This is a genomic window from Protofrankia sp. CiP1_Cm_nod1 (genome assembly GCF_920888515.1).
In the GTDB taxonomy this organism is placed as follows: Bacteria; Actinomycetota; Actinomycetes; order Frankiales; family Frankiaceae; genus Protofrankia.
Window position 1 is genome coordinate 1 of the sequence record NZ_CAKKTM010000363.1, and the last position, 21,567, is coordinate 21,567.

Annotated in this window: 18 protein-coding genes and 1 pseudogene; 4 read left to right on the forward strand and 15 right to left on the reverse strand. The window is 72.8% G+C overall.

The annotated features are described in order from the left end of the window. The 5 genes and pseudogenes from NBX02_RS16275 to NBX02_RS16295 all read right to left on the reverse strand — a co-directional run. Positions 1–747 (reverse strand): annotated as a pseudogene (locus NBX02_RS16275) (bifunctional [glutamine synthetase] adenylyltransferase/[glutamine synthetase]-adenylyl-L-tyrosine phosphorylase); the annotation flags it as partial. 39 nt (positions 748–786) lie between these two features. Continuing rightward, positions 787–2,475 (reverse strand): hypothetical protein, encoded by a 1,689-nt coding sequence (locus NBX02_RS16280; RefSeq protein ID WP_250292055.1) that lies wholly within the window; start codon positions 2,473–2,475, stop codon positions 787–789. A gap of 26 nt (positions 2,476–2,501) precedes the next feature. Further along, positions 2,502–2,684, reverse strand: a complete 183-nt coding sequence (locus tag NBX02_RS16285; RefSeq protein WP_250281826.1) for a hypothetical protein — start codon at positions 2,682–2,684, stop codon at positions 2,502–2,504. 540 nt (positions 2,685–3,224) lie between these two features. After that, positions 3,225–4,583 (reverse strand): glutamine synthetase family protein, encoded by a 1,359-nt coding sequence (locus tag NBX02_RS16290; RefSeq protein WP_250281827.1) that lies wholly within the window; start codon positions 4,581–4,583, stop codon positions 3,225–3,227. Between the two features lie 271 nt (positions 4,584–4,854). Continuing rightward, on the reverse strand, positions 4,855–5,784 hold the full coding sequence (locus NBX02_RS16295; RefSeq protein WP_250281829.1) for a TetR/AcrR family transcriptional regulator: 930 nt from the start codon (positions 5,782–5,784) through the stop codon (positions 4,855–4,857). 288 nt (positions 5,785–6,072) lie between these two features. On the opposite strand from NBX02_RS16295, the gene panB reads away from it, so the two are divergent. After that, positions 6,073–7,017, forward strand: a complete 945-nt coding sequence (gene panB, locus NBX02_RS16300) for a 3-methyl-2-oxobutanoate hydroxymethyltransferase (protein ID WP_250281831.1) — start codon at positions 6,073–6,075, stop codon at positions 7,015–7,017. Between the two features lie 179 nt (positions 7,018–7,196). On the opposite strand, the gene NBX02_RS16305 is transcribed toward panB, so the two are convergent. After that, complete coding sequence (locus NBX02_RS16305; protein ID WP_445548476.1) at positions 7,197–8,003, reverse strand: helical backbone metal receptor; 807 nt, start codon at positions 8,001–8,003, stop codon at positions 7,197–7,199. Between the two features lie 218 nt (positions 8,004–8,221). Continuing rightward, a complete protein-coding gene (gene npdG / locus NBX02_RS16310) occupies positions 8,222–8,905 on the reverse strand; it encodes an NADPH-dependent F420 reductase (protein ID WP_250281833.1) in 684 nt (227 codons plus the stop codon). 617 nt (positions 8,906–9,522) lie between these two features. On the opposite strand from npdG, the gene NBX02_RS16315 reads away from it, so the two are divergent. Continuing rightward, positions 9,523–9,741 carry a hypothetical protein gene (locus NBX02_RS16315; protein WP_013874442.1) on the forward strand — a complete coding sequence of 73 codons (219 nt, stop codon included), beginning with the start codon at positions 9,523–9,525 and terminating at the stop codon, positions 9,739–9,741. 197 nt (positions 9,742–9,938) lie between these two features. Here NBX02_RS16315 and NBX02_RS16320 read toward each other — a convergent pair whose 3' ends face one another. Next, positions 9,939–10,931, reverse strand: a complete 993-nt coding sequence (locus NBX02_RS16320) for a tyrosine recombinase (RefSeq protein ID WP_250281858.1) — start codon at positions 10,929–10,931, stop codon at positions 9,939–9,941. Positions 10,932–11,417: 486 nt separating this feature from the next. On the opposite strand from NBX02_RS16320, the gene NBX02_RS16325 reads away from it, so the two are divergent. Then, positions 11,418–11,984 carry a hypothetical protein gene (locus tag NBX02_RS16325; RefSeq protein WP_250292057.1) on the forward strand — a complete coding sequence of 189 codons (567 nt, stop codon included), beginning with the start codon at positions 11,418–11,420 and terminating at the stop codon, positions 11,982–11,984. Between the two features lie 116 nt (positions 11,985–12,100). Then, a complete protein-coding gene (locus NBX02_RS16330; RefSeq protein ID WP_250281835.1) occupies positions 12,101–12,922 on the forward strand; it encodes a PKD domain-containing protein in 822 nt (273 codons plus the stop codon). A gap of 80 nt (positions 12,923–13,002) precedes the next feature. Here the strand turns inward: NBX02_RS16330 and NBX02_RS16335 are convergent, their stop codons facing one another. The 7 genes from NBX02_RS16335 to NBX02_RS16365 form a co-directional block, all read right to left on the reverse strand. Then, complete coding sequence (locus NBX02_RS16335) at positions 13,003–13,608, reverse strand: NUDIX domain-containing protein (protein ID WP_250281860.1); 606 nt, start codon at positions 13,606–13,608, stop codon at positions 13,003–13,005. A 215-nt stretch (positions 13,609–13,823) separates the two neighbouring features. Beyond that, positions 13,824–15,596, reverse strand: coding sequence for a CTP synthase (locus tag NBX02_RS16340; protein WP_445548475.1), 1,773 nt, complete (start codon positions 15,594–15,596; stop codon positions 13,824–13,826). Between the two features lie 497 nt (positions 15,597–16,093). After that, entirely contained in the window at positions 16,094–16,723 is a 630-nt protein-coding gene (locus NBX02_RS16345; protein WP_250281836.1) for a malonic semialdehyde reductase, read from the reverse strand. Between the two features lie 450 nt (positions 16,724–17,173). Further along, on the reverse strand, positions 17,174–17,500 hold the full coding sequence (locus tag NBX02_RS16350; RefSeq protein ID WP_250281838.1) for a hypothetical protein: 327 nt from the start codon (positions 17,498–17,500) through the stop codon (positions 17,174–17,176). Between the two features lie 15 nt (positions 17,501–17,515). Further along, positions 17,516–19,261, reverse strand: coding sequence for a DNA repair protein RecN (gene recN / locus NBX02_RS16355; protein ID WP_250281840.1), 1,746 nt, complete (start codon positions 19,259–19,261; stop codon positions 17,516–17,518). An 81-nt stretch (positions 19,262–19,342) separates the two neighbouring features. Further along, positions 19,343–20,230 carry an NAD kinase gene (locus tag NBX02_RS16360; RefSeq protein ID WP_250281842.1) on the reverse strand — a complete coding sequence of 296 codons (888 nt, stop codon included), beginning with the start codon at positions 20,228–20,230 and terminating at the stop codon, positions 19,343–19,345. A gap of 13 nt (positions 20,231–20,243) precedes the next feature. Then, a complete protein-coding gene (locus NBX02_RS16365; protein ID WP_250281843.1) occupies positions 20,244–21,428 on the reverse strand; it encodes a TlyA family RNA methyltransferase in 1,185 nt (394 codons plus the stop codon). Between the last annotated feature and the right edge of the window lie 139 nt (positions 21,429–21,567).

Consider the following 21,567-nt stretch of genomic DNA (forward strand, 5'->3'; position numbering starts at 1 on the left):
CGGCGACAGCGCCGAGCGCGCGACCGCGAGCGCCGCGTCCAGCGCGGCCGCGGCCAGGTCGGCCAGCTCCGCGGTGGCGTCGTCGAGGGACACCGCGCCGGTCAGGTCGCGTGCCGCCAGGATCATCAGGGACCGGCGGTAGGCGACCCGTAACACGTCGAGGATGCCGGTGTTGTCACCGGCGGCCCGGGGCAGGGGCGCGTCCGGGTCCGCCCCGACGGCGCGCAGCAGCCGCGCCCGCGTCAGGCCGGCGTCCGGTGGTGTCCGCGTCAGGTCGTCGTCGGCGAGCACCCGCCAGTCGGTGGGATGCCGGACGAGATGGTCGCCGAGGGCGGCACTCGCCCCGAGCACCGCCACCAGCCGGGTGCGCAGGCCGGGCCGGGTGCCCAGGGCGGCGAGCAGGTCACGCCCGACGCCGGCCGGCGCGGTCTCCACGATCCGTTCGAGCGCCGCGAGCGCGAGATCGGGGTTGGCGGCCCTGGCGAGCTCCGCCAGCAGTGCGCTGTCGTGAAGATCGCCCACACCGGACGACGTGCCGGCACCAGAGGCACCGGGCGGATGTTCGTCGTCGGGGCCGACCAGGCCGAGCCGGCGGACCGTGACGGCGGACCTGTCCACGTTGGTGAAGCCCATCCGGGCCAGCTGCGCCTGCACGGAGCTGCCCCGGGGGTGCGTGCCGCCGAGGTCGCCAGGCATGCGTGCCTCCCCGGTCCGCCGGGTCGCCCCGGTCTGGGAAAGGTCGCCCACCCGTCCATCCTGGCCCCAGACCGCCCCGTCGGCGTCCGCTCAGCGCAGCCAGGACGTCAGGACGGCCCCGAGGACGATGATCGTGCCGAGGCCGGTGGCCAGCGCGCGCCCCGGGCCGCCCCGTCCGGTGGCGACCGCCGCCCGGGCACCCGCGCCGGCCAGCCGCAGCAGCAGGAAGGCGATACCGGCCGCCGGAAGCGCGAGGATGACGGCGCCCAGCGCGTCCACGATCATGACTGTCGGCTCCCCCGCCCCGGCGGCGTGCGCGACGAGCCCGGCCCGCTCCCGCAGCGCACTCACGGACCGGGCGACCACGCTCGGAGCAATCATGATGATGAGGACGAGGTTGGCGGCCAGCAGCGGGGCCACGACCAGCACCCATACCGTGATCGTCCGTTGCGCCCGGCGGGTGAGCGCCGTCACCCGCGGATCCGGGGCCTGGCCGTGACCCCGCTGCCGGCCCTGGACGCGGGCCCGGTCGGAGGCCCGCTCGGAGGCATGGCCTCGGGCACGGATCCGGTCGTGGTGACGACCGCGGCGTCGGTGCCGTCCTCTGCTGGGGGCCCACCGCCGGCAGCGCTCACGCGTCTGGTACAGCCGGCTGGACAGCACCGGCCCGATCCGGGCGAACAGGTCCGGGACCCCGGCGAGATCGCTCAGAATATAGTATCCGTCCAGCCGGACCACCGGTACGAGCTGCCGGAACGCCTCCAGATGGACGAGCAGGACGACGACGGCGAGCGCGTCCGCGCGGCTGACCGCGTAGGCGGCCCCGAGGCCGACGATGGCGATCGCGTTGAAGTACACCCCGCCGAGGTCGGTGCGCAGCCGGCCGGCGCGGTCCAGCCGGTAGGCGTCGGTGACGTCGGTGTAGAAGGCCGGCCACAGCAGATAGATGCCGCATCCGATCACCCCCGGCCGGCCGCCTCCGTAGTGGCAGGCGGCGGCATGGCCGCATTCGTGGAAGATCATGGACGTGAGCGTGCCGCCGAGGACCGCGAGGACGAGCGCCGGACTGGCCAGCACGTGGTGTATCCGTGCGCCGGCACCGTAACCAGCAGCGGAATCGGTACCGGTCGGGGTGAGCAGCGAGGTGAACAGCCAGGCGTCCACGATGGCCAGGGCGGTCAGGACACCGGTTACGACCATCGGCCGGAACAGCGGCGCGAGCAGGCGCGCGAGCGTGCCCACGGCCGGCTCCGGCACGAGTGTGCGGCGGCCGGCGAGCCCCAGCAGCGGGGTCGCCCGGGGAGCCGCGGTGGCCCCGTGACCGTCCGCGATCACTCCGAGGGGGATCAGTTTCGCCGCCAGCAGGTGCTCGACGTCGCCCGCGCTGACCGCGCGTCCGCTGGCCGTCCGTACCCGCTGCGCTATCGCGGGGATGTCCCGGCTGCCGTCCGCGGCGTCGACGATGTGCCGCAGCAGACCGGTGAGTGTGATGACCTGGCCGTCCCGCCGACGGACCAGGAAGACCTGGCCGCGCAGGCCCGACCCGGTGAACTCACCGAGCATCCGCAGCCCCCCGGCGGCGGCCGGGCGCCGGGGCACGGCCACCGCCGGGACGGCGCTGCCTCCAGAGGTACCGGCCACCGCCATCCCGGCGCTGCCTCCAAGGGTGCCGGCCACCGCCGGGGTGTCGGCGGTGGCCGGCCGCGCCGTCATCGGGCCGGCCGTCGGCGGCGCGCGGGAGAAAAGGGTCGCGCCGCCGTCGGCCGGCCGGAAGGCCACTGGTCGGACACCGGCCCGACATCCCGTCAGAACTGGACGAAGAAGGCGCCGCCGACGTAGTCGGCCGCCGTGGCGAACAGACCGCCGAAGAGCCCAGCGGCCCAGCCGAGGTCGGTGTAGTCCCAGACGGCCATCGCCGAACGCTCCGGAAGCAGCTCGGCGTGTTCCGCCGCCAGCTCGGCGGCGTCCAGGCCAGTTGTAGTCGTCATCACGTTTCCCTTTCGGATGTCATCGCCCGCTGAACGGCCGATAATGATCGCACCTGTCCGCACGCCTGTTCCGCCGGGCCTGCGCGTTGTTCCACGGAGCTGTTCCACGGAGCTGTTCCGCGGCTGTTCCAGGTGCCTTTTTCATATGTGATGAACCGCAGGCGACCGCACCCGGTGGACGACGGGCACGGAAGCACGGCCGTATGGCCGACACAGTTCGCCGCATACCTCGGCCAGGTCGTCACAGGCCGCTTTTGCGGTCCATCGGGACTGGACTTTAGAGGCCAGAGCGGCGGAGCGCAAGCAACCGGCCACTTCCAGTCGCCATGGGTCCGAATCCGGATTCAGGTAAATCGTTTCACGCTATTTCTCGACGACTGGCCACCAGTTACCCGATATCACCTTTTCAGCGGACCGGGCGGACCCGCGTGGCAGACCTTCCCGGCCCGGCCACGGGACGGTCACGACCGTCCCCGCCCAGGGCCGGCCAGAGGGACGGAGGCCGGCCAGAGAACAGGGCCTGTCACGGAACAGGGCCGGTCAGAGAACGGGCAGGTACCGGTCGATCTCGAACGGCGTGACCTGGCGGCGGTACTCGGCCCACTCGGCCCGCTTGTTCCGCAGGAAGAACTCGAAGAGGTCGGCGCCGAGCGTGTCGCGCACCAGCTCCGACCGCTCCATGGTCGCGATCGCCTCCTCCAGCGTGCCGGGCAGCGCCGTGATGCCCCGCTCGTTGCGCTGCGGCTCGGTCAGGGTCCACACGTCGTCCGCCGCCGGCGGCGGCAGCTCGTACCCCTCCTGGATGCCCCGCAGGCCCGCGGCGAGTATCAACGCGAACGCCAGATAGGGATTGCAGGCGCTGTCCGGCGACCGGAACTCGATCCGGGTCGCGTTCGGCTTGTTCGGCTTGTGCAACGGTATCCGCACCAGGGCGGAACGGTTGTTGTGCCCCCAGCACACATAGGCGGGCGCCTCCAGCACCTCACCGGCACGCTGGTCGCCGACGATCCGTTTGTAGGAGTTCACCCACTGGTTGGTCACCGCGGTGATCTCGGCCGCGTGAACGAGCAGACCGGCGATGAAAGCCTGCGCGACCTTGGAGAGATGATAGGGGTCGGTCGGGTCGTAGAAAGCGTTCCGGTCACCCTCGAAAAGGCTGAGGTGGGTGTGCATGCCCGACCCGGCCTGGTCGCTGTACGGCTTCGGCATGAACGTCGCGTAGATACCCTGCCGCAGCGCGACCTCCTTCACCACCTGACGAAATGTCATGATATTGTCGGCGATCGTCAGGGCGTCGGCGTATCGCAGGTCGATCTCCTGCTGGCCGGGCGCCACCTCGTGGTGGCTGAACTCGACGGAGATACCCAGCCGCTCGAGCACCCCGATGGCCTGCTGCCGGAAATCATGGCTGATGTCGTTCGGCGTGATGTCGAAATACCCGGAGTCGTCGACCGGCGGCGGCACCGGCGCACCGCGCCGCGGCGGCTGCCGCAACAGGAAGAACTCGATCTCGGGATGGGTGTAGAAGGTGAAACCGGCCTCCGCCGCGGTGGCCAGCGTCCGCCGCAGGACCCAGCGGGAATCCGCCGGGGACGGCGCGCCACCCGGCATGACGAGATCGCAGAACATCCGCGCGGTCACCGGGCTGTCCCCGCGCCAGGGCAGCACCTGGAAGGTCGACGGATCCGGCTTGACGAGCATGTCCGCCTCGTGGACCCGGGCGAAGCCCTCGATGGACGACCCGTCGAACCCGATGCCCTCGGCGAGCGCCCCCTCCAGTTCGGCCGGCGCGATCTCGACGGACTTCAGCACGCCGAGGACGTCGGTGAACCACAACCGGATGAACCGGATGTCGCGTTCCTCGAGGGTTCGCAGAACGAACTCCTGCTGCTTGTCCATGGCAGCCTCCGCGCTGAAGAGGGCTGAACGATGTCGGCTCGCCGTCGCGGGCGGGCAGGTGGTCCAAAGAGCACCGATCGGATAGCTCCCAGCCGACCTTAGCGACTGGCCTGTCCGAACGCCCCGGCACGGCATCCCGACAACCAGACCCGTGACGTATTGTCACAGCCGAGTCCGGATTGGCGGCACCCTGGGCCAAAGATGACGCGATCATTCGGCGGCGGGGTGACAGCGGCGGGCCGCGGCCCGTCACGCCGGTGTGGCCAGCGGGTCAGCCGACGGCCGGTATCCCCGCTGTCGGCTGGCCCGCCGGCAGCTCGGCCGTGTCGGGCCCGGAACGCTGGAGGATCCCGCGCAGGACCGTGTCGACCACCCCGGTGATCCGGGAGCCGCTGACGTCACGCAGGTGCCCGGTGTACTGCCAGTAGGCGACGGAGCCGACCAGCATGTCGATGATCATGTCGATGTCGATGTCGGGGCTCAGTTCCCCCGAGACGATGCCGTCACGCAGCAGAGCGGCCACCCGGTCCCGCACCGGTGCCATGACCCGCCGGCGGTAGGCCTCGAACAGATCGGGATGTTCCTCCTTCTCGGCCAGCAGCCTGGGCAGGATGCGACCGGCCAGCGTCTGGATGCTGTGCTTGCGCACGGTGTTCAGCCAGGCGACGAGATCGTCGCGCAGCGACCCGGTCTGTGCCCCGCCCGAGAGATCCGCAAGGGTGCCCAGTGCCTCGACGACCAGGGCGTCCTTGGTCGGCCACCGCCGGTAGACCGTTGCCTTGCCGACCCCGGCCCGCGCCGCGACCGCCTCCATCGACAGCCCGGCGAACCCGTAGTCGGCGAGCGTGTGCAGGGTCGCGCTGATGATCGCTTCGTCCCGGCGGGTGTCGCGGGGACGCCCCGGCGCGCGCATCGGTGGCCGCGCCGGCTCGGGCCCGCGCCGGTCGACAGGTGGGTGGTGCTGCTCGCCGGCCGCCGATCGCGCCGGCCCGGACGCGCATCCGCCCGGCATCGTCACGACGGACGTCCCGCCCCGGCCCCGGCCCGCGGACGGCCGGCCCGGGTACACCTGGTCGAACCCCATGCCGGAGGCCACCGCACGGGCCGTCCCGCGGGCCGTGACCGGCACGCCCCGGGCCCTATCGAGGGCCGTGCCGGCAACGGTGGCGAGGGCGGCGTCGAGAGCCGTCGGCGGCGCCACGCCGGATACCGCGACAGGCCCGGCATCGGGTCCGGCATCGGGTTCGGCATCGGGTTCGACACAGCGCGCCCGCTCACCCGCGGCCACTGCCGTCCACCTCTGTGGTTCCTGCTGTGCCCCATAGGTCCCGTCCGCCGAAGTTGTGTCCCGACCGTCGGATGGCGCCCCCTACATCCAAGATCGAAGCCTACGGTGAGCCAGGCCACGACGCATCTGTTTCCGCCCCGGTGGCAGCATGGAGGGGACGCCGGGACGCGCCAGCGCCCGGACGGACCAACAGGAGATCGCATGAACAGGACAGCGGAAGTCTGTTCCGCCGCGCCCACCGCCGCGGCCGGGGAAGCGACGACGCTGTACGGCGCGTCGACGGCACCGGGCAGCTCAGCGGGAGGATCAGGATCAGGGCCGGCCGCGGCGGCCCGCGGCAGCGCGGCCCGCCGCGGCCGGACCACCGTCCGGGAGGTCCAGGCAGCGAAGGACCGCGGGGAGAAGTGGGCGATGCTCACCGCCTACGACGCGACCACCGCCCGCATCTTCGACGAGGTGGGCGTGCCGGTGCTGCTCGTCGGCGACTCGGCGGCCAACGTCGTCTACGGCTACGACACCACCGTCCCGGTGACGGTGGAGGAGATGCTGTCGCTGGTACGCGCGGTCGTCCGCGGAACCACCCACGCGATGGTCGTCGCGGACCTGCCCTTCGGCTCCTACCAGAAGTCGGTGGAGCAGGCGATCGACAACGCGGCGCGTTTCCTGAAGGACGGCGGCGCCCAGGCGGTCAAGCTCGAAGGGGGCGCCCGGGTGGTCCCGCAGGTCGCCGCGCTGGTGGCAGCCGGCATCCCGGTCATGGCCCACCTCGGGCTGACCCCGCAGAGCGTGAACGTCCTCGGCGGCTACCGGGTGCAGGGCCGCGGCAACGCCGGTGACGCCCTGCTCGCCGACGCGCTCGCGCTGGAGGCGGCCGGCGCGTTCGCCGTCGTGCTCGAGGTGGTCCCGTCCGATCTCGCCGCCCGGGTGAGCAAGGAGCTGACCATCCCGGTCATCGGTATCGGGGCCGGTCCGGACTGCGACGCGCAGGTCCTGGTCTGGCAGGACATGGCCGGCCTCTCCGACGCGCACGCCCGGTTCGTCAAGCACTACGCCGACCTGCGCTCCATCCTCGCCGACGCGGCGCTGCGCTTCACCGAGGAGGTCCGCGGCGGCACCTTCCCCACCATCGAACACAGCTACCACTGAGCACACCCGACACCGCTGGGCAGGCCGCCACCACCAGGCCCGCCCAGCGGTTGTCGTCAAAGCATCACGCCCACGTCCTTCAGGGCTGATCAGAAGACGTGACGTGGGCGGGTGGTATCCGTTCGTGACAGCCCTATCTCCGGCCCCGGCATGGGCCGGCGGCGACGGCACCGCGGATGTCAGGTGCGGGCGGGGGTGGTGACCGGGTGGGAGAGCTGGGCGTCGAGGACGGCGCGGGCCGATACCAGGGACGGCCCGTACCAGGTCAGGTGGCGGCCGGAGACGCACACCACCGGGGTGTCCCCGAACGCCTCCGGGCCGTCGGCGGGGCTGAACGGGTACGGCTCGTCGGGCAGCACCACCAGGTCGACGGGCGGCACCTCGTCCAGGTGGATCCGGGGATAACGCTGCGGATGGCCGGCGAGCACGTTGTCGACCCCGAGCCGGCGCAGGACGTCACCGGTGAACGTCTCCCGCCCCACCGCCATCCAGGGCCGGCGCCACACCGGGACCAGCGCGCTGCGCCGCGGCCCGCGGTATGGGGCCGCCCAGGTCGCGCGGGCGGCGGCCAGCCAGTCCGGCCGGTCGAGGCGGCAGGCGCCCCGCAGCATCCGCTCGAGGCTGACCAGGGCGGCGTCCACGCTGGCCGGCGCCGTCACCCACACCGGGACGCCGGCCGCCCGGAGCTGGTCGAGATCGACGTCCCGGTTCTCCTCGGCGTTGGCGCAGACCACGTCCGGGGCGAGGGAGAGGATCGTGGCGATGTCCGGGTTCTTCGTCCCGCGCACGCGGGTCACGTCGAGGTCGGCCGGGCGGGAGCACCAGGCCGTCGCCCCGACCAGCAGGCCGGGCGCGGTGTGCGCGATGGCTTCGGTCAGGCTGGGGACGAGTGAGACCACACGGGTCACCCGCCGGGGCACCGCCACCTCGTTACCAAGATCGTCCACTTCGTCACCAAGATCGTCGATGTTACTGAGATCGTCGATGCCGGGATCGTCCCGGCCGCTCGCCGTCACCGTCGCCACCTACCCCGGTCGATTGCCACCTACGCCAGCCGGGCCCGCCAGCCGGGCCGGACGTCCGCGGGGGAACGCCGGACGCCCGTGGGGGAACACTGTGATGAAACATTCGCCACAGAACGCCTGACTCGAGCTGCCACTACCTGCTGCTACCTGCTGCTACAGCTAGCTATTACCGCCAAACGTTACTGAACGTCTGTCACACGTAGCCCCGCGTGGGACTTGTAACGCCTGTTCACCGAGATCAGGTTCGCGGTCAGCCCCTCGACGGAGGCGGCGTTGCGCAGCTTGCCCGCGTAGACCCCGCGGATGCCGGCGATCCGGCCCGCCAGGGCTATGACGGTGTCGGTGGCCTGCCGGTCGTCACCCAGGACAAGAACGTCGGTGTCGATCTCGCTGACCGTCTCGTCCTCCAGCAGCACCGCGCTGACATGGTGGAACGCGGCCACCACAGCGCTCTCCGGCAGCAGTGCCGCAGCCTGCTGGGCCGCGCTGCCCTCGGGCACCGGGAGCACGAACGCGCCGCCCTTGTCGAAGCCGAGCGGGTTGACGCAGTCAATGATGATCTTGCCGGCGAGCTCGGCGCGCAGGCTGGTGAGCAGCTCGCCGTGGCCGTCCCAGGGCACGGCGACGATCACGATGTCGCCGGCGGCGGCGGCGGTGGCGTTGTCCGCGCCGGTGACAGCCCAGCCGGCCGCGCCCAGTTTCGCGGCGGTCTCCCCGGCGCGCTCGGCGGAACGCGAGCCCAGCACGACCCGGTTGCCCGCGATGGCCAGACGGCGCCCGAGCCCGCGGCCCTGTGGTCCCGTGCCACCAAGGATGGAGATCGTCAACAACGAGACGTCAGGTAGATCGCCAGGAGAGCCCATGGGCCACATCCTGCCGCATGACCCGCCCACAGGGCATTCTGATCGCCGGCGGACCGATCAGGCGCATCCGTCGCCGGTCACGGAGGCCGGTGGGCGGCGAAGCGGCCCCGGAACACCGAGAGGCCGGTGTCGCCCGAACCCGCCCTGCCCTCGAACCGGCCCTGACCAGCCCGCTCTGGCCAGCCTGGTCACCCGGCCCGGCCGGGCCACCGCTCCTGATCCTGCCACCCCGAGTACTTCCGACTGGCTCGAAGTGTATCCATACGCCTGGGTTCACCCATGGGTACCCCCGGTCACCCGACCCGGGAGCGAATGCGGGACTATGCCTGAACAACGTGACAGCTACGGGCGTTGATCGTCCTGTAGAACGCCGGCGGACGCCGGGGGGCGGGAGTCTTCTCAACGGACGCGGCCGTACCGATCAGGCAGAGGAGCGGCAGAAGGTGAACGACGGAAACAATTCCGTTCTTACAACACTTCGCGACCATGACATGGCGTTGCGTGACATCCATGGAACGTTGGACAACCCCGGCCGCGCGTCGTTCGAGGACGGGTCGTACCGTTCCATTCCACGAACAGCGGCGAGATCCACAGAACCAGGCGGAAGAGGTCGAGCAATGGCGGACGTATCGGTTCGCTTCGCGATGACGAACGACAGCGAAGTGGTGCTCAACCTGTCGCTGCCGCAGGCACTGCGCCTGATGGAGGCGATCGCGCGCAAGGTCGGCGAGACACTCGCCGAGCGCAGCACGCAGGGCGTCGGAGGCGTCGGAGGGGTGCCCACGCCGGCCCCGTCCAACGGCATGCCGAGCCTGGGGCCGTACACCCCGTCCTGAGCCGCGCGGCCTGCCCGGCGACAGGGCAGGCCGACAGACGCGGGCGGGCGCCCATCCGCTGGTGGCCCCACCCGCGGCCAGCCCGGCCGTCCTGCCGTGGGCGGGCGGCCACAGGCGAGGCGGCATGAGCCGGGCAGCGTCTCCAGGTGGCGTGCGCAGGTGGCGTGCGCAGGTGGCGGGTGTGCGCCGGGAGCGCGTCAGCTCCGGGCCGGCCGGGCGCTGCCCAGCGCCCGGGGATGCGACGTCGCGTACACCTCGCGCAGCCGGTCCACCGTGACCAGCGTGTAGATCTGGGTGGTGCTCACCGACGCGTGGCCCAGCAGCTCCTGGACAACCCGCACGTCGGCCCCGCCGTCGAGCAGGTGGGTCGCGAAGGAGTGCCGCAGCACGTGCGGTGACACGCCCTCCACGCCGGCCGCCACGGCCGCGGTCCGCAGCACCGTCCAGGCGCTCTGCCGCGACAGCCTGGTCCCCCGCCGGGACAGGAAGACCGCCGGGGACGCCCGCCGGCTCGCCAGCACCGGCCGCGCCCGGACCAGGTAGGCGGCCAGCGCCTCCCCGGCGTACCGGCCGAGCGGGACGACCCGGGCCCGGCCACCCTTGCCGCGCAGCCGCACCGACGCCGCGTCCAGATCCAGGTCGTCGACGTCGAGGCCGACGGCCTCGGAGATGCGCGCGCCCGTCCCGTAGAGCAGTTCCAGCAGCGCGGCCGCCCGCAGCTGCCGGCTCCCCTCGGCGGGATCACCGCCGGGACCGCCGGCGGCGGACGCGGACGCGGCGCGCAGAACGGCCACCACCTGGTCGACGGTGAGCGCCCTGGGCAGCCGGCGCGGCGGGGTCGGCGGGCGCACCGGCCGGGAGACGTCCGAGGTGACCTCGCCCTCCCGCGCGGCGAAGCGGTGCAGCGACCGGACCGAGACGAGCATCCGCGCCACCGACGACGTCGCCAGCGGCGGGTGCTCGCCGGCCCCCTCCCGGAGGGTGGCCGCGAACTCGGCCACCTCGGACTCGTCCACATCGGCCAGCGAACGCACCCCGCGCAGGTGCAGGTGCTCCAGGTAGCGGCGCAGGTCGCGCCGGTAGGCGAGGACCGAGTTGCGCGCGAGCCCGCGCTCGCCCGCCAGATGGTCGAGGAAGCGCTCGACCACGACGGCCGGGTCCCCGGCCACGGGCTCCGGGCCGGCCGGCATGCTCACGCGCGTACCCTGCGCGCACCGGCCGCACCGGCCGCGTGAGCCGCACCGGCCGCGTGAGCCGCACCGGCCGCGTGAGCCGCACCGGCCGCGTGAGCCGCACCGGCCGTATGGGCCGTATGGGCCGCGGTCAGGCCAGGTGGGCGCCGGTCATCCTCAGAGACAGCATGGTCACCGCCAGGGGCGACAACGGACTCGCCGGCCATCAGCCCATCAACCCATCCCCACGCCCGCGCTCGTCGTCGATGTACGTGGCTCGCCATCGACGTGAGTGTAGGTGCCCGGCGGGCGGCCTCCGCCCATATCGCGCGGATCGCACCCGACCACCTGGGACGACGCGTCTGCCGGGGCGATTTGCCAGCCCCTGTCCGTACGTGTAAAGGGCTGAGGCTATCCTCACATCTGATGCGGACAGACAGTGGACCGCCACGACACGCCCGGTGTCTGCCGGCCCGGTGTCTGCTGGCCGCCATCGTCCTCACGGTGGCGGCCGGCTGTGGCGGCAGTGCGGCCACCACGGGTGCCCCGGCTCCGCCCAGGGCGCAGTCGTTCGGCCCGGCCGGCCAGCCGGACGGGCCGGTCACCGGCGATCCAGGCCCGGCCGGGCCCGTGTCACCGGCGGCGGCCACACTGTCCGGGCCGCCGCCCGCCGACCCGGCCAGGACGGCGCTGGCGACGGTACGGGCGTACTTCACGGAGATCAACACGGCCAGTCGGGAGGGACGGGTGGCGGACGTGAGCCTGACAGCCATGCCGGGATGCCAGACGTGCATGCTCGACGTCGGTGTCACCCGCGGTTTCCACGACCAGGGCGGGCACGCCGACGTGGATCCGCTCGCCGTCGGCCCGGTCGTCATGGATCCGCCCGGGGAGCGGACCGCCACCGCGCGCGCGACCGTGGCGATCAGAGCCGTCCGGCTGCTCGACGCCGCCGGCAACACCGTCCGGACCTATCCCGCCCAGCCGGCCCGCGCCGCCACCGCGACGCTGGTGCTGAGCACGGCGGGCTGGCGCATCCAGAACGTCCTGTACACCACGGGGCCGTCGTGACGCGGGCAGCCCCGTCCCCGCACGCTCACCCGTGCCCCGGCCCGGAGCACCCTGGACATCTGGAACGCCCGGGGCCACCGGAGCGGCTGGGCGGTCCCGGGAGAGTGCTGGCGGTCGTGCTCCTTGTCGTCACGGCGTCCCTGCTCGGGATGCTCCCGCCGGTGGTGTCACCCGCCGCCGCCGCACCGGACGGGCGGACCGGCGGGTCCTGCGCGGCCCTGTGGGGATACTGCGACACCCGCGCCACCGACAGCGGATACACCTACATCTTCGTCGGCGGGCGGCTGCAGCGGACGCCGGCGACCGGCGCGGGCCGGCGGGCGGGCGGCGGCTGCGGGGACTGCGTCGTCCCGCTGAACTACTGCAACATCGGGGCCGAGACCACCGGCTTCGAGGAACTGCTGTGGGTGACCGCCCCGGAGGCGGCCGCTGACACGAACGCGCTGTGCGACCCGCAGCCCGGTGCCGCCCCGACCCTCGCGCAGGTCCAGGCCGCGCTCACCAACTACCTGCGGGAACAGGCGCTGCCCAAGCCCACGCTCGTCGTCGCGCCGAGCGGGCGCAGCTTCGCCAACCTGCCGACGGTGGTGTACACACCGGTCCCGCCGGCCTTCGTCTTCAACGTCGACCAGCCGGTGCTCGCCACGATCACCGCGGTCCCCCACTACCGGTGGGACTTCGGGGACGGCGCGACCGGCCCGGACTCCCCCGGCCGCCCCTTCGACCCGGCGATCTCACCCCGGGAGCATCCCGACGCCTACGTGTCGCACGCCTACCGCCAGCCCGGCACCTACACGATCACACTTACGGTGATCTGGCAGGGGACGTTCGCCGTGCCCGGCGTCGGGCAGGCATTCCCGCTGGACCCGGTGGTCCTCGCCGCGAACGCCCCCGTCGTCGTGAACGAGGCCGGCAGCGTCCTCACCGGCAACGACTGACCCAAGACCGCCTGCCCCGGCCCGCTCCGCCCACCCGCCCGTCCGGCCCGCTGAAGCGCCGGCCGGGCGGATACGGATGGCTATCCAACGGGCACTCCTGGTGCTGGGCGGTCCGGCCAGGGTGCGTCCGCGGCGCGCAGGGCGGCGAACCCGCCGGCGCGGGCCGTCGCCGCCGCCAGGATGCCGATCACAGCCATGGCGTTGGTGATGGTCCCGGACAGCACGTCGGCCACCGCCTCGTCGAGATCCACCCGCCGCGTGCGCAGCTCGGCCTCCTCGTGGACGCCGACGTGCCGCCGCGACGGCGGGATCACCGCCAGCTCGCGGGCGAGAAAGACGCGGTACGCCTCGTCGGTCATCCCGGGCGAGGCCAGGACGTCGACGAGCAGGTCCCAGCGGGCGGCCGTGAGATGGGCCTCCTCGGCGAGCTCGCGGGCGGCGGCGGCCGCCAGCGGCTCCCCGGGGATGTCGAGGATGCCGGCGGGCAGCTCCCACAGAGGCCGGCGGACGGGGTGACGGTACTGGTTGACCATCACCACCCGCCCGGACTCGTCCAACGCGACCACCCCGACCGCGCCGGGGTGCATGATGACGTCACGCTGGGACACCACGCCGTCCGGCATCCGCACGATGTCCCGGCGCAGCCGGATGATCCGCCCGGTGAAGACGACGTCGGACTCCACCACCTCGTAGCGGTGCCCGCTGTCGGAGCGGTAGCTCGCCGCCGCGGACGGCGCGCCAGCCGCGGGCGCACTGTCCACGGACGGAGCGTCCGACCATGCCCCGTCCGGTTCCCGCACGCCGGGCTCCCCCGCACTGCCAGCTCCCGCACTGCCGGCCGTCTCGCTGCCGGCCGTCTCGCTGCCGGCCGTCTCGCTGCCGGCCGTCTCGCTGCCGGTTGTCACGTTGTAGGGGGCCACGACGGCACCAGCTCCTCACAGCACTGCACCTCGGCCGGTATCCCCTGGCCGTCCACCATCTCCTGGGCGTCCACGTCCGCGATGCCGTCGGGCAGCTCGACCGGCAGCACCCCGGTGCGCTGCTCGGCGTGCGTGACCGCCGCCGCGGCCAGCGCGCGGAACAGCGGGTGGGCCCGTGTCGGCCGGGACCGGAACTCTGGATGCGCCTGGGTGCCGACGTAGAACGGATGGACCTCCACCGGCAGTTCGACAACCTCGACGAGCCGTCCGTCCGGCGACGTCCCGGAAATCACCAGCCCGGCGGCGGTGAGCCGGTCGCGGTAGCCGTTGTTGACCTCGTAGCGGTGCCGGTGGCGCTCGTCGACCTCCGCGGCCCCGTACACGCGCCGGGCGACCGTTCCGGGCGCGAGCGCGCACGCGTACAGCCCGAGGCGCATCGTGCCGCCCATGTCCCGTTCCCCGGCGACCACGGCCTGCTGGCCGGCCATCGTGGAGATCACCGGATGCGGCGTGTCCGAGTCGAACTCGGTGGAGTTCGCGTCGGTGAGCCCAGCCATGTTGCGGGCCGCTTCGACGACCATGCACTGCAGGCCCAGACACAGGCCCAGGGCCGGGATCCCGTTCGTCCGCGCGTGCCGGAGCGCTTCGATCTTCCCCTCGATCCCGCGGATGCCGAAGCCGCCGGGCACGAGCACGCCGTCCACCCCGCCCAGCGCGACCGCGGTGGCCTGCGGGGACGAGCAGGTGTCCGCGGGCACCCAGCGGATCTCCACCCGGGCGTCCACCGCGAACCCGCCCGCCCGCAGCGCCTCGGTGACCGACAGGTAGGCGTCGGGCAGGTCGACGTACTTGCCGACGATCGCCACCGTGACCAGCTTGGCCGGGCGGTGGACGCGGCGCAGCAGGGTGTCCCACTCGGTCCAGTCGACGTCCCGGAAGGGCAGGCCCAGGCGGCGGACCGCGTAGGCGTCGAGGCCCTCCCGGTGCAGCACCTTGGGGATGTCGTAGATCGAGGCCGCGTCCGGCGCGCCGACGACGGCCTCGTCGTCCACGTCGCACATCAGGGCGATCTTGTTCTTGAGCGCGGCCGGCAGCGGCCGGTCGGACCGGCAGACCAGCGCGTCCGGCTGCAGGCCGATGCTGCGCAGCGCCGCCACCGAATGCTGCGTGGGCTTGGTCTTCAGCTCCCCGGACGGCGCCAGGTAGGGCACCAGGCTGACGTGGACGGTCAGGACGTTGTCCCGTCCGACCTCGTGCCGTACCTGGCGGATCGCCTCCAGGTAGGGCAGTGACTCGATGTCGCCGACGGTGCCGCCCACCTCGGTGATGACCACGTCCCAGGCATCGGTGGCGAGCCTGCGGATCCGCTCCTTGATCTCGTCGGTGATGTGCGGGACGACCTGCACCGTCTGGCCGAGGTAGCCACCGCGGCGCTCGCGGGCGATCACCTGCGAGTAGACCTGGCCGGTGGTGACGTTGGCGCTGCCGTCGAGGTTGACGTCCAGGAACCGTTCGTAGTGGCCGATGTCGAGGTCGGTCTCGGCGCCGTCGTCGGTGACGAAGACCTCCCCGTGCTGGAACGGGTTCATCGTGCCGGGGTCGACGTTGAGGTAGGGGTCGAGCTTCTGCATGGTGACCCGGAGGCCACGAGCCTTGAGGAGACGACCGAGGCTGGAGGCGGTGAGCCCCTTGCCGAGACTGGAGGCGACCCCTCCGGTCACGAAGATGTGCCTGGTCACGTGCGCCTGCGCCACGCTGGGACCCTTCCGTGGGTTGCGCCGGCCGGACACCCGTACCCGGCCGGTCCACGGGATTTCACGGTAACACCCCCGCCCCGGGTCGGGACACGCCCGAGACAACTGCCGCCCGTCCATCATGATCCAACAGACCCACCACCCCCGGGAGGTGATCACCATCCAGTCGTCGCGTAACCGCACGGTCACGTATCCGGCCCGCCGCGCGTTCGCCGAACGCCCTACCAGACAAAAATCCCACAAGAACACGCGAACACAGCCACCCGCCGCCCCACGCTGTTCCTCGGATTGTTCCTGGGGCTCCGCCAAATCTCACGCGGGCAACAGCTCACAAAAATGTGAAGGACGTGAATGCGCTGCTGTTGTGGCAGCACCGCATTCACATCCTTCGGAGTGTGGCCCCCGGGCGGGCGGCGCGGACGGCCGGGGCGGGACGCGGACGGGGGTTCGGAAAACAGCAGGAAGCCACGCGGACGGCGGGCGGGTGGAAGTCGCTGTCAGAGGACGGAGATGACCTGGTCGTAGTCCAGTCGGGGGTACCGGGAACGGAACGCGTTCTCCCCCGGCCTGCCGATGTTGATTACCGCGAGTGTGCGCAGCGGCCTGTCTGCGAAGAACTCCCGGTCGACGGCGCCGGCGTCGAGCCCGGTCATCGGGCCGGCCGCGAGTCCCGCGGCACGGATGCCCAGAATGAAATAGCCGATCTGGAGGGCGGCGTTGAACCGCGCGCTGTGCTCCCGGAAGGTCGGTTCGGCGAAGATGTCCCTGGCCGTCGTCAGGTGCGGAAAGACCTGCGGCAGATTGTCGTGGAAGTCGACGTCCGCGGCGACGATGGCCGCCAGCGGCGCGGACCGCGTCTTGGCCTGGTTACCCGAGCTGAGATGCGCGACCAGCCGCTCCCTCGCCTCGGGCGAACGGACCAGGAAGATCCGCAGCGGCTGGGAGTTCATGCTGGTCGGCGCCCACTTGACCAGGTCGTAGATGGCACGGATCTGCTCGTCGGACACTGGCTCGTCGCTGAAGGTGTTCGCGGTCTGGGCCGTGTGGAACAACAGATCCGCGGCGGCGGCGTCCAGTGCCAGGGCGGCGCCGGAGGTGGCGCTGGTGGCGGCGTCGGTGACGGTCATGAAAGTCAGGACTCCTGATGGTCGAGGTCGTCACGGGTCCGGCATCCCCAGGCCGCTGGGAACCCGGTCACTGCTCGTGCCGGGCGCCCAGCGGCCTCACAGGACACTACTTGAACGCACAACCACATCCGCGCCATCCCCACGCCGCTGTGACCCTCGCCCCGCGAGCGGTCCGCCACCCCGCGGATGGTCCGCGCGTCGGGTTCGCCCTGCTCCGCGGCGCCTTCATCCCCACGACCGGTTTCCCCACGTTTTCCCGCCCGATGCCCCACCGGACGCCCCTGCCCCGAACGTCCCACTCGCTGCGGCCTCACCCTCGTGGCCGGCGGTGGTGCGCGCCTGGCCCGTAGGCAGAAAACGTCACCATGACAACGAAAACCACCTACGAACGCGGAAGCTGTAGGTGGAAAACGCTGCGATGACGACGGTTTCCACCTACAGCTTCCGCTCTCATGAGCTGTCGGGCCATTCCGCCAGCGCGTCCTGGACGCCATCGATGTCGAGTGGGCCGTGCTCCCGCTCGTACTCTTCGACGATCTCCCGTAGTTGCCGCGCGTGGACCCGGCGCGCGCGAGCCCTGGCAGCTGCGTCAGAGCATCCACGAGGCCCGGTGCGCGCGTCGGCCCGCGGGACGAGGCCTTCCGGGACGGAGCCACCGTGCTTGATCACGCACTCGGTGCGGTGCGGCTCGGCGGCGGGGCCATCTGCCGTACGACCATTGTTGTGGCCATACGACCATTCCGTACGACCATTGTTGCCACCGTGCGTAGCAATCATAAAACCCAGACGTGGTCAGGGGAGGTTGGCCTTGTCGGCGGCGGCGTTGGCGAGCAGTTCCTCGGCGTGGCCGCGGGCGAGCGTGCTCTCCTCGACGCCGGCGAGCATCCGGGAGAGCTCACGGACCCGGCCGGTGTCGTCGAGGGCTGTCACCCCGCTGCGGGTCACCGAGCCGTCGTCGGCCTTGTTGATCACCAGATGGCGGTCGGCGAAGGCCGCCACCTGGGGCAGATGGGTGATGCAGATCACCTGGTGTGTGCGTGCCAGCCGGGCGAGGCGGCGTCCGACCTCGACCGCGGCCCGCCCGCCCACACCGGAGTCGACCTCGTCGAAGACCATCGTCGTGGCGACGTCGCCGGCCGCGAGCACGACCTCGATGGCGAGCATCACTCGGGACAGCTCACCCCCGGACGCCCCCTTGTGCACCGGGCGTGACGGAGCCCCGGGATGCGGTACGAGCCGCAGCTCCACCTCGTCCACCCCGGTGGGGCCGTAGGCGAGCACCTGCCCGGCCACGGGGAGGCCGGCCGGATCGGGACGCTGCGTGACGACCGCCTCGACCTTGGCCCGCGGCATCGCCAGGCCGGCGAGCTCGGCCGCGACCGCCTCGGCGAACTTCTCCGCCGCGTCCCCGCGGGCGGCGGAGATCCGCACGGCGAGCCCGGCGAGCTCGGTGACCAGCCGGTCGCGTTCGGACGCCCACGCGCCGGCCTGGTCGGAGTCGGAGTCGAGCTCGAGCAGGCGGCGCCCGGCCTGGTCGGCCCATTCCAGGGCACCGGCCAGGTCGGTGCCGTGCGCGCGGGCAAGGGACGTCAGCGCCGCCCGGCGGTCCGCGGCGGCGGCGAGCCGGGCCGGGTCGGAGTCGATCCCGGCGGCGTAGGAGGCCAGGTCCGCGGCGACGTCCGCGAGCAGCATCCCGGCCTCCCGCAGACGGTCGGCCAGCTCGGACAGGGCCGGGTCGAGGGACGCCTCCGCCGCGACCACGCGGTGGGCGGTCCCCACCAGGTCGGTGGCGCCCGGCACGCTGTCGCCGGTGGCGGGGTCGGACACCAGCACGGCGTGGGCGCCGCTGGCGGCCTGCGCGAGCGTCTCGGCATGCTCCAGCCGGCGCAGTTCGGCATCGAGCGCGGCGTCCTCGCCGAGGCGGGGATCGACCTTCTCGATCTCGGCGAGCCCGGCCCGCAGCAGCTCGGCCTCGGCGGCACGCTCCCGGGCCCGGCCGGTGATCTCGGCGAGCCGGGCGGAGACGGTGCGCAGCCGGGCGTAGGCGGTGGCGTAGGCGGCCAGCGGCCGGGCGACCGCGTCGCCGGCGAACCGGTCGAGGGCGGCGCGCTGCTCTCCGGCCCGCAGCAGCCGCTGCTGGTCGGACTGGCCGTGGATGGCGATCAGCCCGTCGGTGACCTCGGCGAGGACGCTGGCGGGCACCGCCCGGCCGCCGACGTGCGCGCGGGAACGGCCCTCGGCCGTCAGCGTCCGCCCGAGGAGAAGGCCGTCCTCGTCGCACTCGCCACCGGCGTCGCGGACCCGTTCGGCCACCGGGCCGTCCGGCGGGACGATCATCCGCCCGTCGACGAAGGCCCGTGCCGTGCCGGGGCGCACCAGGCCGGCGTCCGCGCGCCCGCCGGTGAGCAGCCCGAGCCCCTGGACGATCATGGTCTTGCCGGCTCCGGTCTCGCCGCTGACCACGGTCAGGCCGGGCGCCAGCTCGAGCACGGCGTCGTCGATGACCCCGAGCCCGCGGATGCGAACCTCCTCGAGCACAAACGTGACTCTATGGGGTGCGGCGCCCGCGCCGCCGCCCGCCCGGGCGACACACCGCCGGCGCGGGTGGCCGCGCTGCGTTCACCGGCCCCCGCGTCCCCGCCAGCCGGCCACCGGGAGGTCGAACTTCGCGACCAGCCGGTCGGTGAAGGGGCGTGGGCGCACCACGGCGAGCCGCACCGGGCGGCGGCCCCGCACGACCTCGATCCGGGAGAACGCCTCGACGTCCACCGACCGCCGGCCGTCGCAGGACAGCACGGCCGGCGTGGCGGGCAGCACCTCGATCGCGACCGACGACGTCGGGGCCAGCACCAGCGGACGCGCGAACAGGGCGTGGGCGCTGATCGGCGCGACCAGCAGGGCCTCGACACCCGGCCACATCACCGGGCCGCCGACCGAGAACGCGTACGCCGTCGACCCGGTCGGGGTCGAACAGATCATGCCGTCGCACCCCCACCGGGACAGCGGGCGGTTGTCGACCTCGACGACGCACTCGAGCATCCGGGCGCGGTCGACCTTCTCCAGCGACATCTCGTTGAGCGCCCAGCCCTCGTAGACCAGCTCGCCGCGGTGGCGGACCGCCACGTCGACGGTCATCCGCTCCTCGACCTGGTAGTCCTTGCGGACGACATGGTCAACCGTGGACTCCAGCGCGTCCGGCTCGGCCTCGGCGAGGAAACCGACATGGCCGAGGTTGACGCCGAGCAGCGGCGCGTCGGCGGTGCGCGCGAACTCCGCCCCGCGCAGCAGGCTACCGTCCCCGCCGAGCACGAGGACCAGCTCGACCCCGAACGCGGCGGCGTCGTCGGGCGGGACGACGTTGTCGCAGCGCAGGTCGAGCAGTTCGGCCTCGTCCCGCAGGACCCGCGGGGCGACCCCGGCGGCGACGAACTGGTCCAGCACCCGTTGTGCGATCTCCCGGACGACCGAACGGCGCGGGTGGGTGACCACCAGGACTTCCCGGCTCACTGGGCTTTCCGGCTCATCGGCGGCCCTCGTCACGCTCGGTGGACGGCTCGGGATCGAAACCAGGATAGGCGGTGGGGAGAGAATCGGCGGTAGGGACAGCAGCGGTGTCGGGGACAGCAGCGGTGTCAGGGACGGGACCGGAGTGGGGGACGGTGGTGGCGCGACCACCAGCCGGGCCGGCCGCGATCGCGGCGGCGACCGCATCGGTCAGCCGCGGCGGTGGCATGGGCGGGGCGCCCCCGACAAGCCACAGCAGGTACTCCACGTTGCCCGCCGGCCCGGGCAGCGGGCTCGCGACGACGCCACGCACGCCCAGCGACAGTTCGGCCGCGGCATCCGCGACCTGACACACCGCGTGGGCGTGCAGGGCCACGTCGCGCACCACCCCGCCCGGCCCGAGGCCCGCGCGCCCGACCTCGAACTGCGGTTTGACCAGGACGACGAAGTCGGCCGCCGGCCGGGCGCAGGCCCGCAGCGCCGGCAGCACCAGCCGCAGCGAGATGAACGACAGGTCGGCCACGACCACGTCGACCGGCCCGCCGATCGCCTCCGCGGTGAGGAAACGGACGTTGGTGCGCTCGAGGACGGTGACCCTGGGGTCGGTGCGCAGCCGCCAGGCCAGCTGGCCGTACCCGACGTCGACCGCCACGACCTCGGCGGCGTCATGGCGCAGCAACACGTCGGTGAAACCACCGGTGGACGCCCCGGCGTCCAGGCAGCGCCGCCCGGCCACCCGCAGCCGGCCCGCGCCCGCGTCGGCGCCCGCGTCGGTGCCGACGGCCGCACCGCGAGCCTCTTCGGAAACATTGCCGGTCCCTCCGGCCGTGCCGCTGACGCCGCTTCCGGTGGTGCCGCTGGCGCCTCCGGCCGTGCCGCCATCGGCGCTGCCGGTATTTCCGATGCCGCCGGTGGCGCTGCTTCCAGTAGCGCTGCTTCCAGTGGTCCGCTGGCCGGTGGCGTTCCCGCCGAAGGCGGACAGGGCCGCGAGCAGTTTGTGAGCGCCCCGCGACACATAGCCGGGATCGTCACCGGCGACGATCACAATGGGTGTCGTGTCGTCGACGACCGTGGCGGGCTTGGTCGCCGGCCGCCCGGCCACCCGGACCCGTCCCCCCGCGATCGCCTCGCCGGCCTGCTCACGGGAGCGCACCAGGCCGCGCCGGACGAGCTCACGGTCCAGCCGTGCCCGGCGAGCCACGACAGGACGCCTCGCCCCGGTCACGCCGGTGCCCGGCCGGCCGCCGCGGGCGGCGGCCCCGGCCGAGGGCCGCCTGAGCTAGGCCCAGCCGGCCCAGACAGCCCAGACGGCTGCGGCCGAGGCCCGCCCAGGCCAGGTG